Raw genomic sequence first — 15,562 nt, 5'->3', positions numbered from 1 at the left:
GCGGGCGGCGCCCCCACGGCCCGCCCGCCGCATTTCCGAGAGGTGTAGACGATGCCGCCGGTAGACACATCGACCGCACAATGGCTCGGCGAGGCGCCGACGCCACTGAACCCCGACACCGCTTTCAACGGCTTCATCTGCGCGCACGTGCTGCACGCACTGGAGCGCCTCGGCCTGTTCCGCACACTGCAGGACGACGGCTCCGCCGACGTGGCCCCGTTCTGCCGGGAGAACGGCCTGGACGAGGCCGTCTTCCGCTCCCTGATCCGCGCCGCGGAGTCCTTCGGGTACGTCGAGGCGCACGGCGACCGCGTCCGGGCGACCCGGACCGGTGAGGAGGCCCGCCAGAAGCTGGGCTTCTTCACCTGGGGCGTCGGCGGCTACCACGACGTGTTCGCGAACGCCGCCTCCGTCGCCCGCGGGGAGCGCCGCTTCGGCGTCGACCTCCACCGCGACGAGGGGATGGTGGCCCTCGGCTCGGCGCAGGCGGACACCGCCCTCATGCGGCACATCCTGGACGACGAGATCTCCAGGCTCGACTTCACGACCCTCGTCGACCTCGGCGCCGGCGTCAGCGAGCGGGTCTCCCGGCTGGTCAAGGCCCGCCCGGGAAGCCGCGGACTCGGTATCGACATCAGCAAGTCCGCCACCGAACTCGGGGCCGACACCGTCGACCGGTACGGCCTCAAGGGCACCGTCGAGCCGGTGTGCGCGGACGTACTCGACATCCTGTTCAACGGGCAGCGGGTCGAGGGCGCCGACGAGGCCGACGTCGTGATGAGCTTCATGTTCCTGCACGACCTGCTGGTCGACCCGACCCGCCGCGACGAGGTGATCCCCCGGCTGCGTGCGGCCTTCCCCAAGGCCAACACGTTCCTGCTGGGCGACACCACGGTGCGGCCGCGGGGCGGCGAGAGCACGCTGCCGGTGTTCTCCAGCGGGTTCGAACTGGCCCACGCCCTGATGGGCGTCCCCATCTACACGCGCGAGCAGTACGAGGAACTCTTCGACAAGGGAGGCATGCATCTGCGACGCGCGGTGCCCTTCGGTGCGCCGCACACCTATCTCTTCGTGCTGGAGGCAGCGTGAGCCGCACAGCCGCCCCCGAGATCGTCTCCGACCTTCCCATCCCGCTCGCGGTGGCGGGGCACCACCAGCCCGCGCCCTTCTACCTCACGGCGGACATGTTCGGCGGGATGCCGGTGCAGATTGCGGGCGGTGAGCTCAGCACGCTCGTGGACAAGCCGGTGGCCGCACCGCACACCCACGAGGTCGACGAGATCTACTTCCTCGTCTCGCCGCTCCCCGGCCAGGCGCGCATCGAGGTCCATCTCGACGGGGTCCTTCACGAACTGACCTCGCCGGCCGTGATGCGCATCCCGGCGGGCAGCGAGCACTGCTTCGTCACCAAGGAAGCAGTGGTGGGCAGTTACTGCTTCGGGATCCTGTTGGGATCCCGGCTGTGAGTGCGCCCGCCCGGCCGGAGCCGAAGGTCTACAACACCAGCGTGCCGGATGCGGACACGATGGTGCGGTTGCACCTGAGCGAGAGCCCCTACGGGGCGAGCCCGGCGGCCGTCGCCGCGGCCGCCGGAGCACTGGGACGGGTCAACCGCTACCCCGCGCCGCAGCGGGAGGGCCTCGTCAAGGCCCTCGCCGGGCACTGGGGCGTGTCCGAGGACCAGATCGCCGTGGCCAACGGCAGCGACGAGCTGGTGCTGGCGACCGCGCTGACGCTCGGCGACCTCTCGCGGCCCGGTCTGGTCGCCGCCGGTACGTTCCCCGGCTACCCGGAATCCCTGGAACGCATCGGCCGAGGGGCCGTGGCCCTCCCCCTGCGGGACGGCGCCCTCGACGTCAAGGAGTTCGCGGACGCGCTGCCCGAGCACGGCATCGGGTACGTGTGCAATCCGCACAACCCCTCCGGAACCGCGCTTCATGAGGAGGCGTACGCCACTTTGATCGACGCCGCGCAGGCCGCCGGGGTACCGCTGGTCTTCGACGAGGCGTACCAGGAGTTCAGCGACCCGGGCCTGCCGCAGACGAGGGACTTCCTCGACCGCGGCGCCCCGGTGGTGGCGCTGCGCACCTTCTCCAAGGCGTACGGGCTGGCGGCCCTGCGGATCGGGTATGCCGTCGGCCGGGCCGATCTCATCGCCGAGGTCCGCCGGACGCTGAACGTCCTTCCGTTCAGCGTCAACCGCGTCGCACAGGCCGGCGCCCTGGCCGCACTCGCCGACCAGGAGTTCCTCGGCGAGATCCGCACGGGCACCGCGCAGCGGCGCGAGTGGTTCACCGCGGAGCTGGAGCGGCGCGGGTACCGGTACCTGCCGTCGGTGACGAACTTCGTTGCCGTCCGGGTCGACGCCTCCCGGGAGGCTCAGGACGCCCTGGCCAAGGAGTACGGGATTCTCGTGCGGGACACGGGCCTGTTCGGTTTCCCCGGCCACCTGCGCGTATCGCTCGGTACGGAGGAGGAGCTGCGCAGCTTCCTCGACGCACTCGACGAGCTCACCACCCGCAAGTAATCGAAGATCACGGAGGTCAAGAATGGTCAAAGCAATCCCGGACGGGTACGCGGAGCTGACGGCCTACCTGTCCGTCGACGGGGCGAGCGAGGCGATCGACTTCTACACCGAGGCCTTCGGTGCGAAGGAACTGGCCCGCTCCACCGCTCCCAACGGCAAGATCATGCACGCACAGATCCGGATCGGCGGCACGATCGTGATGCTGTCCGACGAGCTGCGGGAAGCCGGCCTGCTCGGCCCCCACTCCGTCGGCGGTACCCCGGTCACGCTGTACCTGTTCGTCGAGGACGTCGACGCCACCTTCGCCCGTGCCCTGCGGGCCGGCGCGAAGCAGCAGCGAGAAGTCCAGGACCACTTCTTCGGCGACCGGGCGGGGCAGGTCATCGACCCGTTCGGCCACCGGTGGACGATAGCCACCCACATCGAGGACGTGCCCCCGGAGGAGTTCGACCAGCGCGCCGAGGCGCACATGCGCAAGGCAGCCGGCTGACCGGCAGCGACGGGGCGAACCGGCCCTGCGCCGCACCCGCGGCGCAGGGCCGGACCCGCGTCAGGCGGAGGTCCGGCCGCGGTGCGCGGCCCCGCCGTTCGTGGGCGGGTACGCCGGCTTCGCCGGTGTCGCCAGCCGTGCGGGCGGCGACGGCAGCGACGGGAGGGCCGGTTCGTACAGCCAGCCCGAGAACAGGTCGTCCAGCGGCTCGCCCGCATAGCGGGCCACGTGCTGGGTGAAGCCCGCGGTGGTCACGACGCCGTGGCGGTGCACGGTGGCCCAGTCGCGGAGCATGCGGAAGAACGCCCCGTCCCCCAGGGCGCAGCGGACCGCGTGCAGGACGAGACCCCCGCGCTGGTACAGGCGGTCGTCGAACATCAGCTTGCGGCCCGGGTCGACGAGACGCAGATCCAGCGGCTGAGAGGCCAGCAGCCGGTGTGCGGCGGCGGCCAGCGCGTGTGCGGTGCGGCCGCCGGAGCGCTCCGACCAGAGCCACTCGGCGTACTTCGCGAAGCCCTCGTTCAGCCAGATGTGCCGCCAGTCGGCGATGCTCACGCTGTTGCCGAACCACTGGTGCGCGAGCTCGTGGGCGACGAGGCGCTCCGAACCGCGCCTGCCGTCCACGTGGTTGGCGCCGAACAGGGACAGCCCCTGTGCCTCCACCGGGACGTCGAGTTCCTCGTCGGCCACGACCACCGCGTACTCGCCGAACGGGTAGGGCCCGAACAGCTCCTCGAACAACTGCATCATGGCGGGCTGGCGGGCGAAGTCGCGGGAGAACTGCGGCAGCAGGTGTGCCGGTACGTGGGCGCTCTGCGGGACACCGCCGAGACCCGGGTCGCCGAGCAGCACCGTCTGGTACATGCCGATGGACAGCCCGACCAGATAGCTGGAGGTCGGCGCGGACTGCTCGTACACCCAGGTGGTCGTGCTGGCCTTCGTCGTCCGGGTGAGCAGGCGGCCGCCGGCCACCACCGTATAGGCGGACGGGGTGTTGACCGAGATCTGGTACGAGGCCTTGTCAGCGGGCCGGTCGTTGCACGGGTACCAGGAGGGCGCGCCGACCGGCTGGCTGGCCACCAGCGCGCCGTCACTCAGCTCCTCCCAGCCGAGACCGCCCCACGGGCTGCGGACCGGCTTCGGATTGCCCGCCCAGTGCACCTCCACCGTGAAGGCGGCGCCGGCGGGCAGCGGCTTGGCCGGCCGGATGCGGAGCTTTCCGCCCCGGTGGGTGTAGTGCGGGGCCCGGCCGTTCACCAGGATCCGGCCTATCTTGAACTCGGACAGGTTCAGGTGGAACTCGGTCAGGGGCGCCCGCCCGGCGATCGCACTGATCCGGGCCGTCCCGGCCAGCCGGTTGGGGCCGGGACGGTACTCCAGAGCGAGTTCGTACCGGTGCACGCGGTAACGGGAGTCGCCGTTGTCCGGGAAGTACGGGTCCGATGCCGCTGTTCTCTGGCCGCTCATTGCCGCTTCCGCTCCCTGCGCTGTGCCCGGGCCCTTGTCAGGTCCGCCATGCCTCGATCGGGTTGCCCAGCCAACGCGTGTCGGCGGGGACGGATTCCCCGGCCATCACGAGAGAGGCCGGACCCAGTGTGCTGTGGGCCCCGACCGTGGTTCCGGGCAGGACGATTCCGCCCGGGCCCAGGGTGGCGCCCTCACGGAGGACCACAGTATCCGTCCTCAAGATCCGGTCGTGGAAGAGGTGAGTCTGCAACACGCAGCCACGGTTCACGCTGACCGCGTCGCCCAGCACCACCAGGTCCGTCTCGGGCAGCCAGTAGCTCTCGCACCACACGCCCCGGCCGATCCGCGCCCCGAGCCCGCGCAGCCACAGGTTCAGCAGCGGGGTCCCGGGCACCGGACCGGCCAGCCACGGCACGGCCAGCACCTCGACGAAGGTGTCGGCCAGCTCGTTGCGCCATACGAAGCTGCTCCACAGCGGGTGCTCGCCCGCCCGGTGCCGGCCCACGAGCAGCCACTTCGCGGCCACGGACACCGCGCCCGCGGCCACACCGGCGCTCAGCAGCACCACTCCGGACAGCAGCGCCGCTTCCCAGGTCCCGAGCCGGCTCGCCGTGCCCAGCGCGCAGAGCGCCGCCACGGTCAGGACGGCCAGCGCGGCCGAGCAGAACACCGGGATCATCCGGCACAGCTCCACCAGCCCGCGCGCCCACAGCAGCCGCGCGGGCGGGTCGTACGTCCGGCTCTGGTCGGCGTCGGCCGCGGACCGCGGCAGCCGGACCGGCGGCAGGCCCAGGTACGAACTGCCCTTCTTGGCCTTCTTCGGGGTCGCCGACAGCACGCCGACCAGCCCGTCGTCCGGTACGGTGCGGCCCGGCGCGGTCATGCCGGAGTTGCCGAGGAACGCCCGGCGGCCGATCTGGGAGTGGCCGATCCGCATCCAGCCGCCGCCCAGCTCGTAGGGCGCGGTCAGGGTGTCGTCGGCGAGGAACGCGCCTTCGCCGACGGTGGTGAGGCTCGGCAGCGCGAGCACGGTCGACACCTCCGCGCCCCGGCCGATCTTCATGCCGAGCAGCCGCAGCCACACCGGTGTGATCAGCCCGGCGTACAGCGGGAAGAGCGTCTCGCGGGACAGGTCCATCAGCTGGGTGACGGTCCAGGCCTGCCAGCCGACCCGGCTGTGCGTCGGATGGGTCCCGGTGCGCAGCCCGAGGCTGAGCAGACGTACGGAGACCAGCAGGAGCAGCGCGTACGTGAACCCGTACGCGAGCGCCCCGGGCACCAGGGCGATCAGGGCTCCGCGCAGCGCCTCCACGAGCCCGGCGCCGGCGGGCACGAACCGGCTCACCACGAGCAGCGCCGGCACCGTGGCGAGCACCGGCAGCGCCGTCAGACCGAAGCCGGCCGCCCCGTACGCGGCCCGCCAGGGGAGCCCGCGCGGCGGGCGCTCCTTGGGCCAGTTCCGCTTGGCCCTGCCGAGCTTCACGGCGGGCGCGCCGGCCCAGCGCTGACCCGTCGGAATCTGCCCGACCACCGCGGACCCGGGGGCCACCTCGGCCCGCTTGCCGACCCGCGCACCGGGAAACAGCATGCTGCGGGTGCCGACCACCGCGCCCGCGCCGACCTTGACCGGGCCGATCTCGAGCCGGTCCCCGTCCAGCCAGTGCCCGCACAGGTCCACCTCGGACTCCACGGCGCTGCCGCGGCCGAGCTTGAGCATGCCGGTCACCGGCGGCAGCGAGTGCAGGTCCACCTCGGGGCCGATCTTGGCGCCGAGTGCCCGCGCGTACCGCTCCAGCCAGGAACCGGTGAGCGAGGTCGCGCCGACGTACTCGGCGAGCCGCTCGGCCGTCCACAGCCTCAGGTGCACGCTGCCCCCGCGCGGGTAGCGCCCCGCCTTCACCCCGCGCAGCAGAAGCCGCGCGCCGCCGGCCGCGATCGCGAGCCGGCCCGGCGGGCTGAAGAGCAGCGCCGCACCGGGGACGACGAGCCACCACGAGGCGGTCGGCGCCCACGGATACGCGCCGAACCAGTGCAGCGCGTTGCCGAGGGCCAGCAGCGCCACCGTCCAGCGCAGACCGACCAGGGTGAACAGCGGCAGCAGCAGGAGCGACTGCACCACCTTGGTCCGCAGCGGAACGGGCGCGACGGTCCGGGCCGCGTCGTCCTCCCGTACGGACTTCTCCAGCCGCCGGGCCAGCTTGCGCAGGGTCGGCTGCTGGTAGATGTCGAGGACGGCCGCCCGCGGGTAGCGGGTGCGCAGCCGGGTGGTGAGCTGTGCGGCGGCGAGGCTGCTGCCGCCGATCGCGAAGAAGTCGTCGGCGGCGCTCGTGACGGCCACCCCGAGGGTCTCGCTCCACTGCTCGGCGAGCCAGGCCTCGGTGCCGTACAGCTGCTCCGCCGGGCCCGTGGTCTCCAGCTCGGGCAGCGGCCAGGGCAGCGCGTCGCGGTCCACCTTGCCGGAGGTGCGGGTCGGCAGCTCCTCGACCGGTGCGAGCAGCGGTACGAGGGCCGCGGGCAGCTCGGCGCGCAGCCGCTCGACGGCCGCCGCGTGGTCCCAGCCCTCCTGGGCGACCAGGTAGCCGACGAGCAGCTGGTTGCCGCTGCGCGCCGTACGGACGGCCGCGGCGGCGCCGGCCACCCCCGGCAGGGCCTGGAGCGCGGCGTCCACCTCGCCCAGCTCGATCCGGCGGCCGCCGAGCTTGATCTGCTCGTCGCCGCGGCCGAGGAAGACGAGCCCCTCGGGCTCCGCGCGCACCAGGTCGCCGCTGCGGTAGGCGCGCTCCCAGCCGAGGGATTCCAGCGGGGCGTACTTCTCGGCGTCCTTCTCGGGGTCGAGGTAGCGGGCCAGGCCGACGCCGCCGATCACGAGCTGGCCGCTGCCGCCCATCGGCACCGGCTCGCCGGACTCGTCGACCACGGCCAGTTCCCAGCCGTTCAGCGGGAGGCCGATGCGGATCGGCTCCTCCCCGGTCAGGAGCGAGGCGCAGGCGACGACGGTGGCCTCGGTGGGGCCGTACGTGTTCCAGACCTCGCGGCCCTCGGTGACCAGGCGCTGGGTCAGCTCGGGCGGGCAGGCCTCACCGCCGAAGATCAGCAGCCGGACCTCGTTGAGGGCTTCGGGCTCCCAGAGCGCGGCCAGGGTCGGCACGGTGGAGACCACGGTGATCTCCTGGTCCACCAGCCAGGGGCCGAGGTCGGCGCCGCTGCGCACCTGAGAGCGGGGGACGGGCACCAGGCAGGCGCCGTAGCGCCAGGCCAGCCACATCTCCTCGCAGGAGGCGTCGAAGGCGACGGACAGGCCGGCCATGACCCGGTCGCCGGGGCCGATCGGCTCCTCGCTGAGGAACAGCGCGGCCTCGGCGTCCACGAACGCGGCGGCGCTGCGGTGGCTGACGGCGACGCCCTTGGGCTTGCCGGTGGACCCGGAGGTGAAGATGACCCACGCGTCGTGCTCGGGGCCGGGCCGCGCGGCCGGCACGGCGGCGTCCGCGGGGCCGGTGGCCTCGATGCGCCCTCCGGCACCCAGCACCGCCCGCACCCCTGCCTCGGCGAAGACCAGCTCGGCCCGCTCGTCCGGGTCCTCGGCATCGACGGGCACATAGGCGGCGCCGGCGGCGAGCACGGCGAGGATGGCCGCGTACAGCTCGTTGGTCCCGGACGGCACGCGTACGCCGACCCGGTCGCCGAGGCCCACCCCGGCGGCCTCGAGGGCGCGCCTGCGGCGTTCGACCTCGGCGGCCAGCGCCCGGTAGGTCAGCCGGGCGGTGCCGTCGTCCAGGGCGAGCTCGTCGGGGCAGGCCCGTACGGAGGCTTCGAAGATGTCCACGAGGGTGCGCGTCGGGGCGGCGGGCCCGGCCGAGAACCGGGCGGATTTGCCGGACTCGTCGAACGGGTCCCCGTCGTCGAGCAGGGTCATTTCACCGCGCTCAGGTGTGGCTGCCATCGGCCCTCGCGTCTCGGTCCCGGAAGGAGGTCCGGGTCGCTGGCGGAGCCCAGGTTTGCCCGGGTTGTTCCGGTCCAGCGCCAAACAACCGGCCAGTCTAGTGCGTCATCAAGGATTTTCCCGCTGAAGCCTTGCGGGTGGCGCAGAAGGGACGGTATAGCGGTGGCGTCCGTGACGGATGCGGCGAGTGACTGGCCTGCCGCGGTGCGGGGTACACACGCGGGGTACGCGGTCGCGCACATGGAGCAATTCGACGCCGGGGGGCGCTGATGGGCCGGGCACTGCGGGTGGGGATCCCCGTCCTTCTGTTGGGTCTGTTCTTCTGGTGGGCCTCGTACGCCACCACGATCATGGTCTGGGAACTCCGGAAGATCCTGTCGTGGCTGGCTGCGCCGCTGCTGACCGCCGTCCTCGTCACCGTGCTGTGGCTGGTGGTGAAGGTGCTCCGGGGCAAGCGCGACAGGCAGGGCGCCGCCGGCCGCGGGAGCGGGGGCGCGGCCGTGGCCCTCGGATGGCTGGCCGGCATCCTCGGGCTGGGCATCACGGTCTGGTGGCTGGTGTACGGCTCCTACCTCCAGGATCGCGCGTACATGCACAACGTGCAGATCGTGGCCGAGCCGGTGCCCGAGCTCGCGGCCCGGGCCCCCTACGTCGTCGGAAAGGCACAGGCCGCGCCGCACCTCGGCGATGTCACCGGCGAGATATCCGACATCACGTACCTGCCCGACTCGGACCGGTTCGCGACCCTGGTCGAACGACGGGGCTGGCTGTCCGGCTACGAGGTCGGCCTGGTGCAGGACATTCCGCTCGGCGGCAACAGCCGCAGCCGGCAACGCTGTTCGTTCGACGTGGAGAGGGCGGACGCACGGATCGGCGGCTGGTTCACCCACAATCTGGGCCGGAAGATCTCGGCACAGAAGCGCTGGCTGCGCTTCGAGGCCGACGACGCGTACGTGACCTGCTCGGGCGACACCCCGATCGTGGTCGTCCCCCTCAAGCGCCAGACCGGGATCCTGGTGGTGACGGAACGGCCCGCCGGGCTCGCGCTCTACGACGGGCGGACCGGGAAGCTCACCGTCACCGACGACACGGCCGCGGTACCCGGCCCGTCCTATCCGCTGAGCCTCGCGGCCCGGCAGCGGGAGGCAACGGCCGCGGTCGGCGGCTTCAGCGACTGGTGGTTCGAACGCAGTGGCTGGGACGCGTCCGAGGACGGCGCCAACGAGGGCAACGAGTCCGAGTTCGCCCTCCAGTACCGCGGCGCGACCGGAAGCAGCGCGTACGTCACCCCGCTCACCCCGCAGGGCGAGGCCAGCTCGGTGGTGGCCGTGTCGACCGTGCCGACCCGTCATCAGGGCGGCGGGCTCGCCCCGATGACCGTCCACCGGCTCAGTCCGACGTGGTCCTCGCCCAAGGCGCTCGTCGCGCTGATCAAGGCCGAGTACCGGGACGTCTGTTGCTACAACGACGACAGGGTCTTCGAGGTCGTCCCCACCGGCGGCAGCACCTGGACGGCGACGGTCGGCAGCGAGCAGAACATCCGCTACCGGGTGGAGGGCAGGGGCCTGCCGGACGGCCGCGAGGCGACCTGCCTGAAGGCCGCCGACGGAGCGCTCATCCGGTGCGCGTACGCGGCCCCCGGCTCGCCGGAGGAGCAGGAACTCCAGCGCAGGGAGCAGGAGAAACAGAAACAGAAGGACCAGGGCACGGGCGGCGCCGGGGCCCCGGGCGACCTCACCGCCTACACCCCCGAGCAACTCGCCGACCTCCAGCGGCGCGTGTCCGACGAGGTCGTCCGGCGGCTGAAGGGCGGGTAGGCGCCGGGAAGTCGGGCCGGGGCAGGCGCCTGCCCCGGCCGGTGGCGGTCAGGCGGCCGAAGCCGCGAGGGCCGGCGCTTCGGCGTCCGTGAGGAGCTCCATCAGCGACGTGCGGGCGCGGGCCACGCGGGAGCGGATCGTGCCGATCGGGCAGCCGAGGGCGGTCGCCGCCTCGGCGTACGGAAGGCCCAGGACCTGCGTGAGGACGAAGACGTCACGGCGTTCGGCGGGGATCGTGCCCAGCAGCTCGGCGAGGGCGATTCCGTCCTCGAACCCGGGCAGGCCGCGCGGCTGCGTCCGTTCGGCGGCGGTCTGCCAGTCGTCCCGGTCCGAGATCCTGGGACGGGCCGCCTTGTGGCGGAGGCTGTCGATGACGGTGCGCCGGGCGATGGACAGCAGCCAGGTGCGGGCGGAGGAGCGGCCCTCGAAGCGGTGCAGGCTGCCGAGGGCGCGCAGGAACGTCTCCTGCGTGAGGTCGTCCGCCGCCTGCGGATCGGCGCTGAGGTACGCGACGTAGCGCCGGACGTCACGGTGCAGGGCGCGTACGAAGCGGTCCACCGCATCGGGGTCGCCGTCGCGCGCGGCGAGCGCCAGCAGGGTGGTCGACTCGTCGGCACCGTCCGTACGGCGTGCGGGTGCCGTCGTCGTCTCGGCGGCGGTCGGACGGGGATGGAGGGCAGGGGTCATCGCCTGATGTCCTTCTGGGAATCCGGGATCCGGAGCCGGCGCCGCGCACGCACTGCGACAGCGGGGCGCGGCGGGCCGGTGAGCTGTACGGCCTGCCGGACGGCGAGGCCGATGACCGAGGCGGGCGGCGCAGCAGCGGCGCGCGCGTCGGTGAGCCGGCTGTCAGCTGACAGCGGTCCCGGGGGGCGGACCCCGTGAGGTGAGGGCGTGGACGAGCAGGAGCCCGCGCAGACGGCGCGGGCCGAGGCCGCGGCGGGGACGCAGGCGCGGCCGGTGAGGGGGCGCGGGCAGGCGCAGGGGCGGCCGCAGCGGTACGAGGAGCAGACCGGCCACGGCGCGCAGGACCCGGAACGCGCCCCGCTCCCCGTACGCGAGCCAGAGCCCGCAGAGCAGGGCGGCGAGCAGGTGCGCGGCCAGCATGCCGGTCGGTGACATGGAGCCCATGTCGTGCCCTGCGGGCAGAGCAGTCCGCACCGGCATCCGCACGGGCATCGGCATCTGCATCGGCATGTGCACGGCCATGCTGCCGTCGGTCATCGCGTGCGCGGCGTGATGCGCGTGGCCGGCGCCGCGCACCGGCGCGGACGGCTGAACGGCCGCCTGGGCCCGTGAGAACCCGGTGTGCAGTGCGGCCTGGACGGCGACCGTCGCCGAGATGACGGCCGGGAGGCCGCGTTCGCGCCCCGCGAGGAACCAGGCGAACGCACCGGTGGCGCCCGAGGCCGCCGCCACGGCCCACCAGGGGACCGCAGTCCCCGTCATGAGGATGTGGGCGAGGGAGGCGAGCAGCACGCAGGTGGCCGCGAACATCGCAGCCCGTACCGCGCGACAACATCGTCCCTGGGTCATGGCGGGCTCATCGTCGCATCCCTCTCGTGGCCGCTACAGAGGGGCGTCGGGAATTGGCATCACCGGACAAAACCATATGTGTCGCACGCCACAACAGGGGCTGGGAACCCGCCTGTTGGCCGTTCCGACTCCTGCCGTGGACCGAAATGACAGGTGTGGGATCGGAGTCTGCAGTGGCAGTACGGACGACCTCGGCGAAGGCGGCCGGGGCAGCGGCGGAGGGCCGCCTGACGGCGCTGCTGACCGCCGCCATGGCCTTCTCCATGCTGCAGCTGTTCCTGCTCGGCGCGCTCGGTCCGCGGCTCGTGGGCGAGTTGGGCGTCTCGCCCACCGCCCTCGGCCTGACGACGACGATCGGCTTCGCAACGGCGGCCGTTCTGTCACCGGTGGGCGGGCGCATGGTGGACCGGACGGGTCCGCGCCGCTCCCTCGTCGTCCTGCTGCTGGTGTCCGCGGCGGCGCTCGCGCTGATCGGCGCCGCGCCCGGGCCGGGGTTCCTCCTCGCCGCCGTCGCGCTGGGCGGACTGCCGCAGGCGCTCGCCAATCCCGCGACCAACAAGGCGGTCCTGGCCGCCGTTCCGCCTTCCCGGCGCGGGGCGGTGACCGGGATGAAGCAGTCCGGTGTGCAACTGGGCGCGTTCGCCGCCGGGTTGCCCCTGGCGGCGCTGGCCGGCGGGGTCGGCTGGCGCGGGGCGGTGTGGACGGCCTCCGCCGCGGCCGTCCTGGCCGCGCTCTGGGCGCATCGCGCCCTGCCCGCCGACCCGCCGGCCAGAGCGGCGGCGCCGCACCCGTCGCCGGTGCCGCGCGGCGCCATCGCCTGGCTGGCGGCCTTCTCCCTCTTCCTGGGCTGCGGAATCGCCTCGGTCAACACCTACGTGGCACTCTTCGGCGCCCAGCGGCTCGGCATGGGACCGACGGCGGCCGCAGCGCTGGTGGCGGTGCTCGGCATCGCGGGCATCGCCGGACGGGTGGGCTGGTCGAAGGCGGCCCGGCCGGGGCGCGCCGAGTGGCTGCCCGGCCTGCTGGCGGCCGGAGCGGTCCTCGCGGCCGGCCTGCTGGCCGCCGCACTGTACGTACGGCCGCTGGTCTGGATCGCGGCCGTCGCGGTCGGGGTGTTCGCCGTCTCCGGCAACGCCGTCTCGATGGTGCTGGTGATGCAGCGGGCCGCTCCCGGCCGGGCCGGGCAGGACTCCGCGCTGGTGGCGGCCGGCTTCTTCGCCGGGTTCGCGGTCGGTCCGCCGCTGTTCGGACGGCTGGCGGAAGCGGGCCGGTACGGGCCGGGCTGGCTGCTGGTCGCCGCCGAGTTCGGCGTGGCGTGCGCCGTCGCAACGACCTGGGCCCTACGCGAACGGAGGCGCGGCACGCGTACGGAGGTCCCGGCGTGACCACCCCGTCGAGCTGGGCCGGGCGGGCGCTGGCCGACGTACTCGACCGGGCTGCCGTCACCCGCGCCGAGACCGGTGACCGGTTCCCGCTGTACGCCGACCCGGACACCGGCCGCTGGACGACCACCGGCCGCGGCGCGTGGACCGGCGGGTTCTGGGCGGGGCTGCTGTGGCTGCGGGCCCGGCACACCGGCGGCGCGCAGGACCGGGCGGCCGCTTCCGCCTGCACCGCACGGCTGGCCGAGTGGGTGGAGGCCGACACCGCCACGCGCGGGCTGATCCTCTGGTACGGGACGGCGCTCGCAGACGCAGACACCGGGGCGCGGGAGCTGCGGACCCGGGCGGCCAAGGCCGCTCTCGCCGCGCTGGACCCCGAACTCGGGCTGGTGCCCTGGGGATCGGCGTTCGGCGGCCCCCGGCTGCTGGCCCGGGCCGACGGCGTACCGGGCATGGTGGCGCTGCTCGCCGCCGGGGGCCCGCAGGGCGCCCGGGCCGCCGCGTCGCACCTGCACCGGCACCTCGACCTGTGCCTCGGCGGAGGCGGACGCGTCGTACCGGCCCGGGAGTTCACGGCAGAGGTGGGCTGGCAGGCGTGCGAGGAGCCTGCGTCCGGCTGGAGCCGGGGCAGCGCGTGGCTGCTGCTGGCCGTGGCCGACGCCCTGCACCGCCCCGAGGTCGCCCGCAGCGCCCCGGAGCGGCTGGCGGCCGTCGCGGAGCGACTGGCCGACGCGTGGACGCGGCCCGGCACCCCGCTCGTCCCCCTGGCCGACGAGGCGCAGCCCGCGGGCCCGCTGGACACCTCCGCCGCCGCCATCGCGGCGGTGGCGCTGCTGAAACTCGCCCGCGTACCGGGCTGCCGGGCCGCGCAGTACGCGTACAGGGCGGCGGCGATCCTGGAGCGCCTGGTGGGCGAGCACCTGACCCGGGGCATGCTGCTGGACGGCTGCTACGACGCGGGCCAGGGTGTCGCGGTGAGGCACGAGCTGATCTGGGGCGACTTCTTCCTGGCGCTCGGCCTGTCCGCGCTGACCGGACTGGTCGGGATCCGGGACGTCTAGCTCGTCTCGTGGCTCTCGTACGTACGCAGCACCCGGCGGGCCACCGAGGTGAGGTGGAGCTCGTCCGGGCCGTCGAGGATGCGGGCCGCGCGGCCGGTGCGCAGGAGCGCGGGCAGTGGGGTGTCGGGGCCGAGACCCGCCGCGCCGTGAACCTGGACGGCCGCGTCCGCGACCTGCTGGAGCATGCGGGCCGCGGCGACCTTGGCCAGTCCCACCTCCACGTGCGCGTCCTCGCCCGCTCCGATCTTGGCCGCGGCTTCGTGGACCAGCGGCCGGGTGGTCCGCAGTGCGAGCAGCGCCTCGAAGACGTGCTGCTGCACGAGCTGATGGCCGGCGAGCGGACCGCGGGACCCCGTACGGGAGTTGGCGCGCTCGCACATGAGGTCGAAGGCGCGCTGGGCCTGGCCCAGCCAGCGCAGGCAGCGCAGGGTGCGGCCCAGCCGGAGGCGTTCCGCGGCGATGGCCAGGGCCTGCCCGCGTCTGCCGAGGAGGTGGTCGGCGGGTACGGCGACGTGCTCGAACTCGATCTCCCACTGCCCGGTCGCCCCGAACACGGGCAGTTCGCGTACGACGCGGAAGCCGGGGGAGCCGGTCGGCACCACCAGGAGGGAGAGGCCCTCGCGGTCGCCGGGCTCCCCGTCGGTCCGTGCGAGGACGGTGACCAGATCGGCCCCGGCCGCCCCCGAGATGAACCACTTGCGGCCGCTGACGAGCCAACTGCCGTCCGGCTGTTCCTCGGCGCAGGTCGCCGTGCGCAGCGGATCCGTGCCCGGGACGTCCGGTTCGGTCATCGCGTAACAGGCGCGCAGCTCCGCGGCGGCCAGCCGCCCGGGGTACAGGCCGCGGACCCGGTCGCTGCCGTGGTTGCGCAGCATGGTCGCGTCGAGCAGGGACGCGGAGCCGAGGGCCGCCGGTCCGTGGTCGCTGGCTCCTTCGGCCTCGGCGATGCGGGCGTACCGGGCCAGGGGGAGCCCCTGGCCGCCCAGTTCGATGCCGAGCGGCAGGGCCCACAGGCCCTCCTCCTTCGCCTGCGCCTGCAACTCCCGCAGGGCTGCGGCTGCCTGGGGGCCGCCCGCGTCGAGTACGGGCTCGCAGGGCATGACCCGGCTCCGGACGAACTCCGCCACCCGGTCCCGCAACTCGGCCTCCTCCGAGGGCGGTCCGGGTCGGGCGTGACCCGTAGCTCCTTGGTTCTGCACCACTTTCCTCCAGCCTGCCGGGAACCCGTGGGAACGACAGTCCGACTGCCTTCCCGAGGAACTGGTCGGGTGCGCACCCTCCCGGGTTCCCGCGTTCCCGCACGTCCGGGGCGCCGGCCACCGCCGCGCCCCAGGAGAAG

Annotated in this window: 12 protein-coding genes; 7 read left to right on the top strand and 5 right to left on the bottom strand. The window is 73.7% G+C overall.

The annotated features are described in order from the left end of the window. The first annotated feature begins 51 nt into the window (after window positions 1-51). The 4 genes from AB5J51_RS07105 to AB5J51_RS07090 are packed head-to-tail and all read left to right on the top strand — an operon-like array spanning window position 52 to window position 3,017. Window positions 52-1,089: a class I SAM-dependent methyltransferase gene (locus AB5J51_RS07105; RefSeq protein ID WP_030301845.1), complete on the top strand. Its 1,038-nt coding sequence runs from the start codon at window positions 52-54 to the stop codon at window positions 1,087-1,089. Then, window positions 1,086-1,466, top strand: a complete 381-nt coding sequence (locus AB5J51_RS07100) for a cupin domain-containing protein (RefSeq protein ID WP_369777178.1) — start codon at window positions 1,086-1,088, stop codon at window positions 1,464-1,466. Before AB5J51_RS07105 ends, AB5J51_RS07100 begins: the two co-directional genes overlap by 4 nt. Further along, on the top strand, window positions 1,463-2,527 hold the full coding sequence (locus AB5J51_RS07095) for a histidinol-phosphate transaminase (protein WP_369777177.1): 1,065 nt from the start codon (window positions 1,463-1,465) through the stop codon (window positions 2,525-2,527). The genes AB5J51_RS07100 and AB5J51_RS07095 overlap by 4 nt, the downstream gene beginning before the upstream one ends. Window positions 2,528-2,549: 22 nt before the next feature. Next, window positions 2,550-3,017 (top strand): VOC family protein, encoded by a 468-nt coding sequence (locus AB5J51_RS07090; protein WP_053788041.1) that lies wholly within the window; start codon window positions 2,550-2,552, stop codon window positions 3,015-3,017. A gap of 60 nt (window positions 3,018-3,077) precedes the next feature. On the opposite strand, the gene AB5J51_RS07085 is transcribed toward AB5J51_RS07090, so the two are convergent. Further along, complete coding sequence (locus AB5J51_RS07085) at window positions 3,078-4,484, bottom strand: M1 family metallopeptidase (RefSeq protein WP_053788040.1); 1,407 nt, start codon at window positions 4,482-4,484, stop codon at window positions 3,078-3,080. Between the two features lie 37 nt (window positions 4,485-4,521). Beyond that, window positions 4,522-8,427, bottom strand: coding sequence for a Pls/PosA family non-ribosomal peptide synthetase (locus tag AB5J51_RS07080; RefSeq protein WP_136226087.1), 3,906 nt, complete (start codon window positions 8,425-8,427; stop codon window positions 4,522-4,524). Between the two features lie 269 nt (window positions 8,428-8,696). On the opposite strand from AB5J51_RS07080, the gene AB5J51_RS07075 reads away from it, so the two are divergent. Next, window positions 8,697-10,244: a hypothetical protein gene (locus AB5J51_RS07075; RefSeq protein ID WP_136226088.1), complete on the top strand. Its 1,548-nt coding sequence runs from the start codon at window positions 8,697-8,699 to the stop codon at window positions 10,242-10,244. Between the two features lie 48 nt (window positions 10,245-10,292). Here the strand turns inward: AB5J51_RS07075 and AB5J51_RS07070 are convergent, their stop codons facing one another. Both AB5J51_RS07070 and AB5J51_RS07065 read right to left on the bottom strand, forming a co-directional pair. Then, a complete protein-coding gene (locus AB5J51_RS07070) occupies window positions 10,293-10,931 on the bottom strand; it encodes a sigma-70 family RNA polymerase sigma factor (protein WP_053788037.1) in 639 nt (212 codons plus the stop codon). 162 nt (window positions 10,932-11,093) lie between these two features. Then, on the bottom strand, window positions 11,094-11,741 hold the full coding sequence (locus tag AB5J51_RS07065; protein WP_369777176.1) for a hypothetical protein: 648 nt from the start codon (window positions 11,739-11,741) through the stop codon (window positions 11,094-11,096). A gap of 212 nt (window positions 11,742-11,953) precedes the next feature. On the opposite strand from AB5J51_RS07065, the gene AB5J51_RS07060 reads away from it, so the two are divergent. Together AB5J51_RS07060 and AB5J51_RS07055 are read left to right on the top strand one after the other, a co-directional pair. Further along, on the top strand, window positions 11,954-13,165 hold the full coding sequence (locus tag AB5J51_RS07060) for an MFS transporter (protein WP_369777175.1): 1,212 nt from the start codon (window positions 11,954-11,956) through the stop codon (window positions 13,163-13,165). Further along, complete coding sequence (locus AB5J51_RS07055) at window positions 13,162-14,223, top strand: sugar ABC transporter permease (protein ID WP_369777174.1); 1,062 nt, start codon at window positions 13,162-13,164, stop codon at window positions 14,221-14,223. Before AB5J51_RS07060 ends, AB5J51_RS07055 begins: the two co-directional genes overlap by 4 nt. Here the strand turns inward: AB5J51_RS07055 and AB5J51_RS07050 are convergent. Beyond that, on the bottom strand, window positions 14,220-15,422 hold the full coding sequence (locus AB5J51_RS07050; RefSeq protein ID WP_369777173.1) for an acyl-CoA dehydrogenase family protein: 1,203 nt from the start codon (window positions 15,420-15,422) through the stop codon (window positions 14,220-14,222). The genes AB5J51_RS07055 and AB5J51_RS07050 overlap by 4 nt on opposite strands. Window positions 15,423-15,562: the final 140 nt, after the last annotated feature.

Origin of the sequence: Streptomyces sp. R33 (assembly GCF_041200175.1) — a bacterium.
In the GTDB taxonomy this organism is placed as follows: Bacteria; Actinomycetota; Actinomycetes; order Streptomycetales; family Streptomycetaceae; genus Streptomyces; species Streptomyces katrae_B.
Note: the sequence above shows the minus strand (reverse complement) of the source record. Positions and strands in the feature narration are given on the sequence as shown.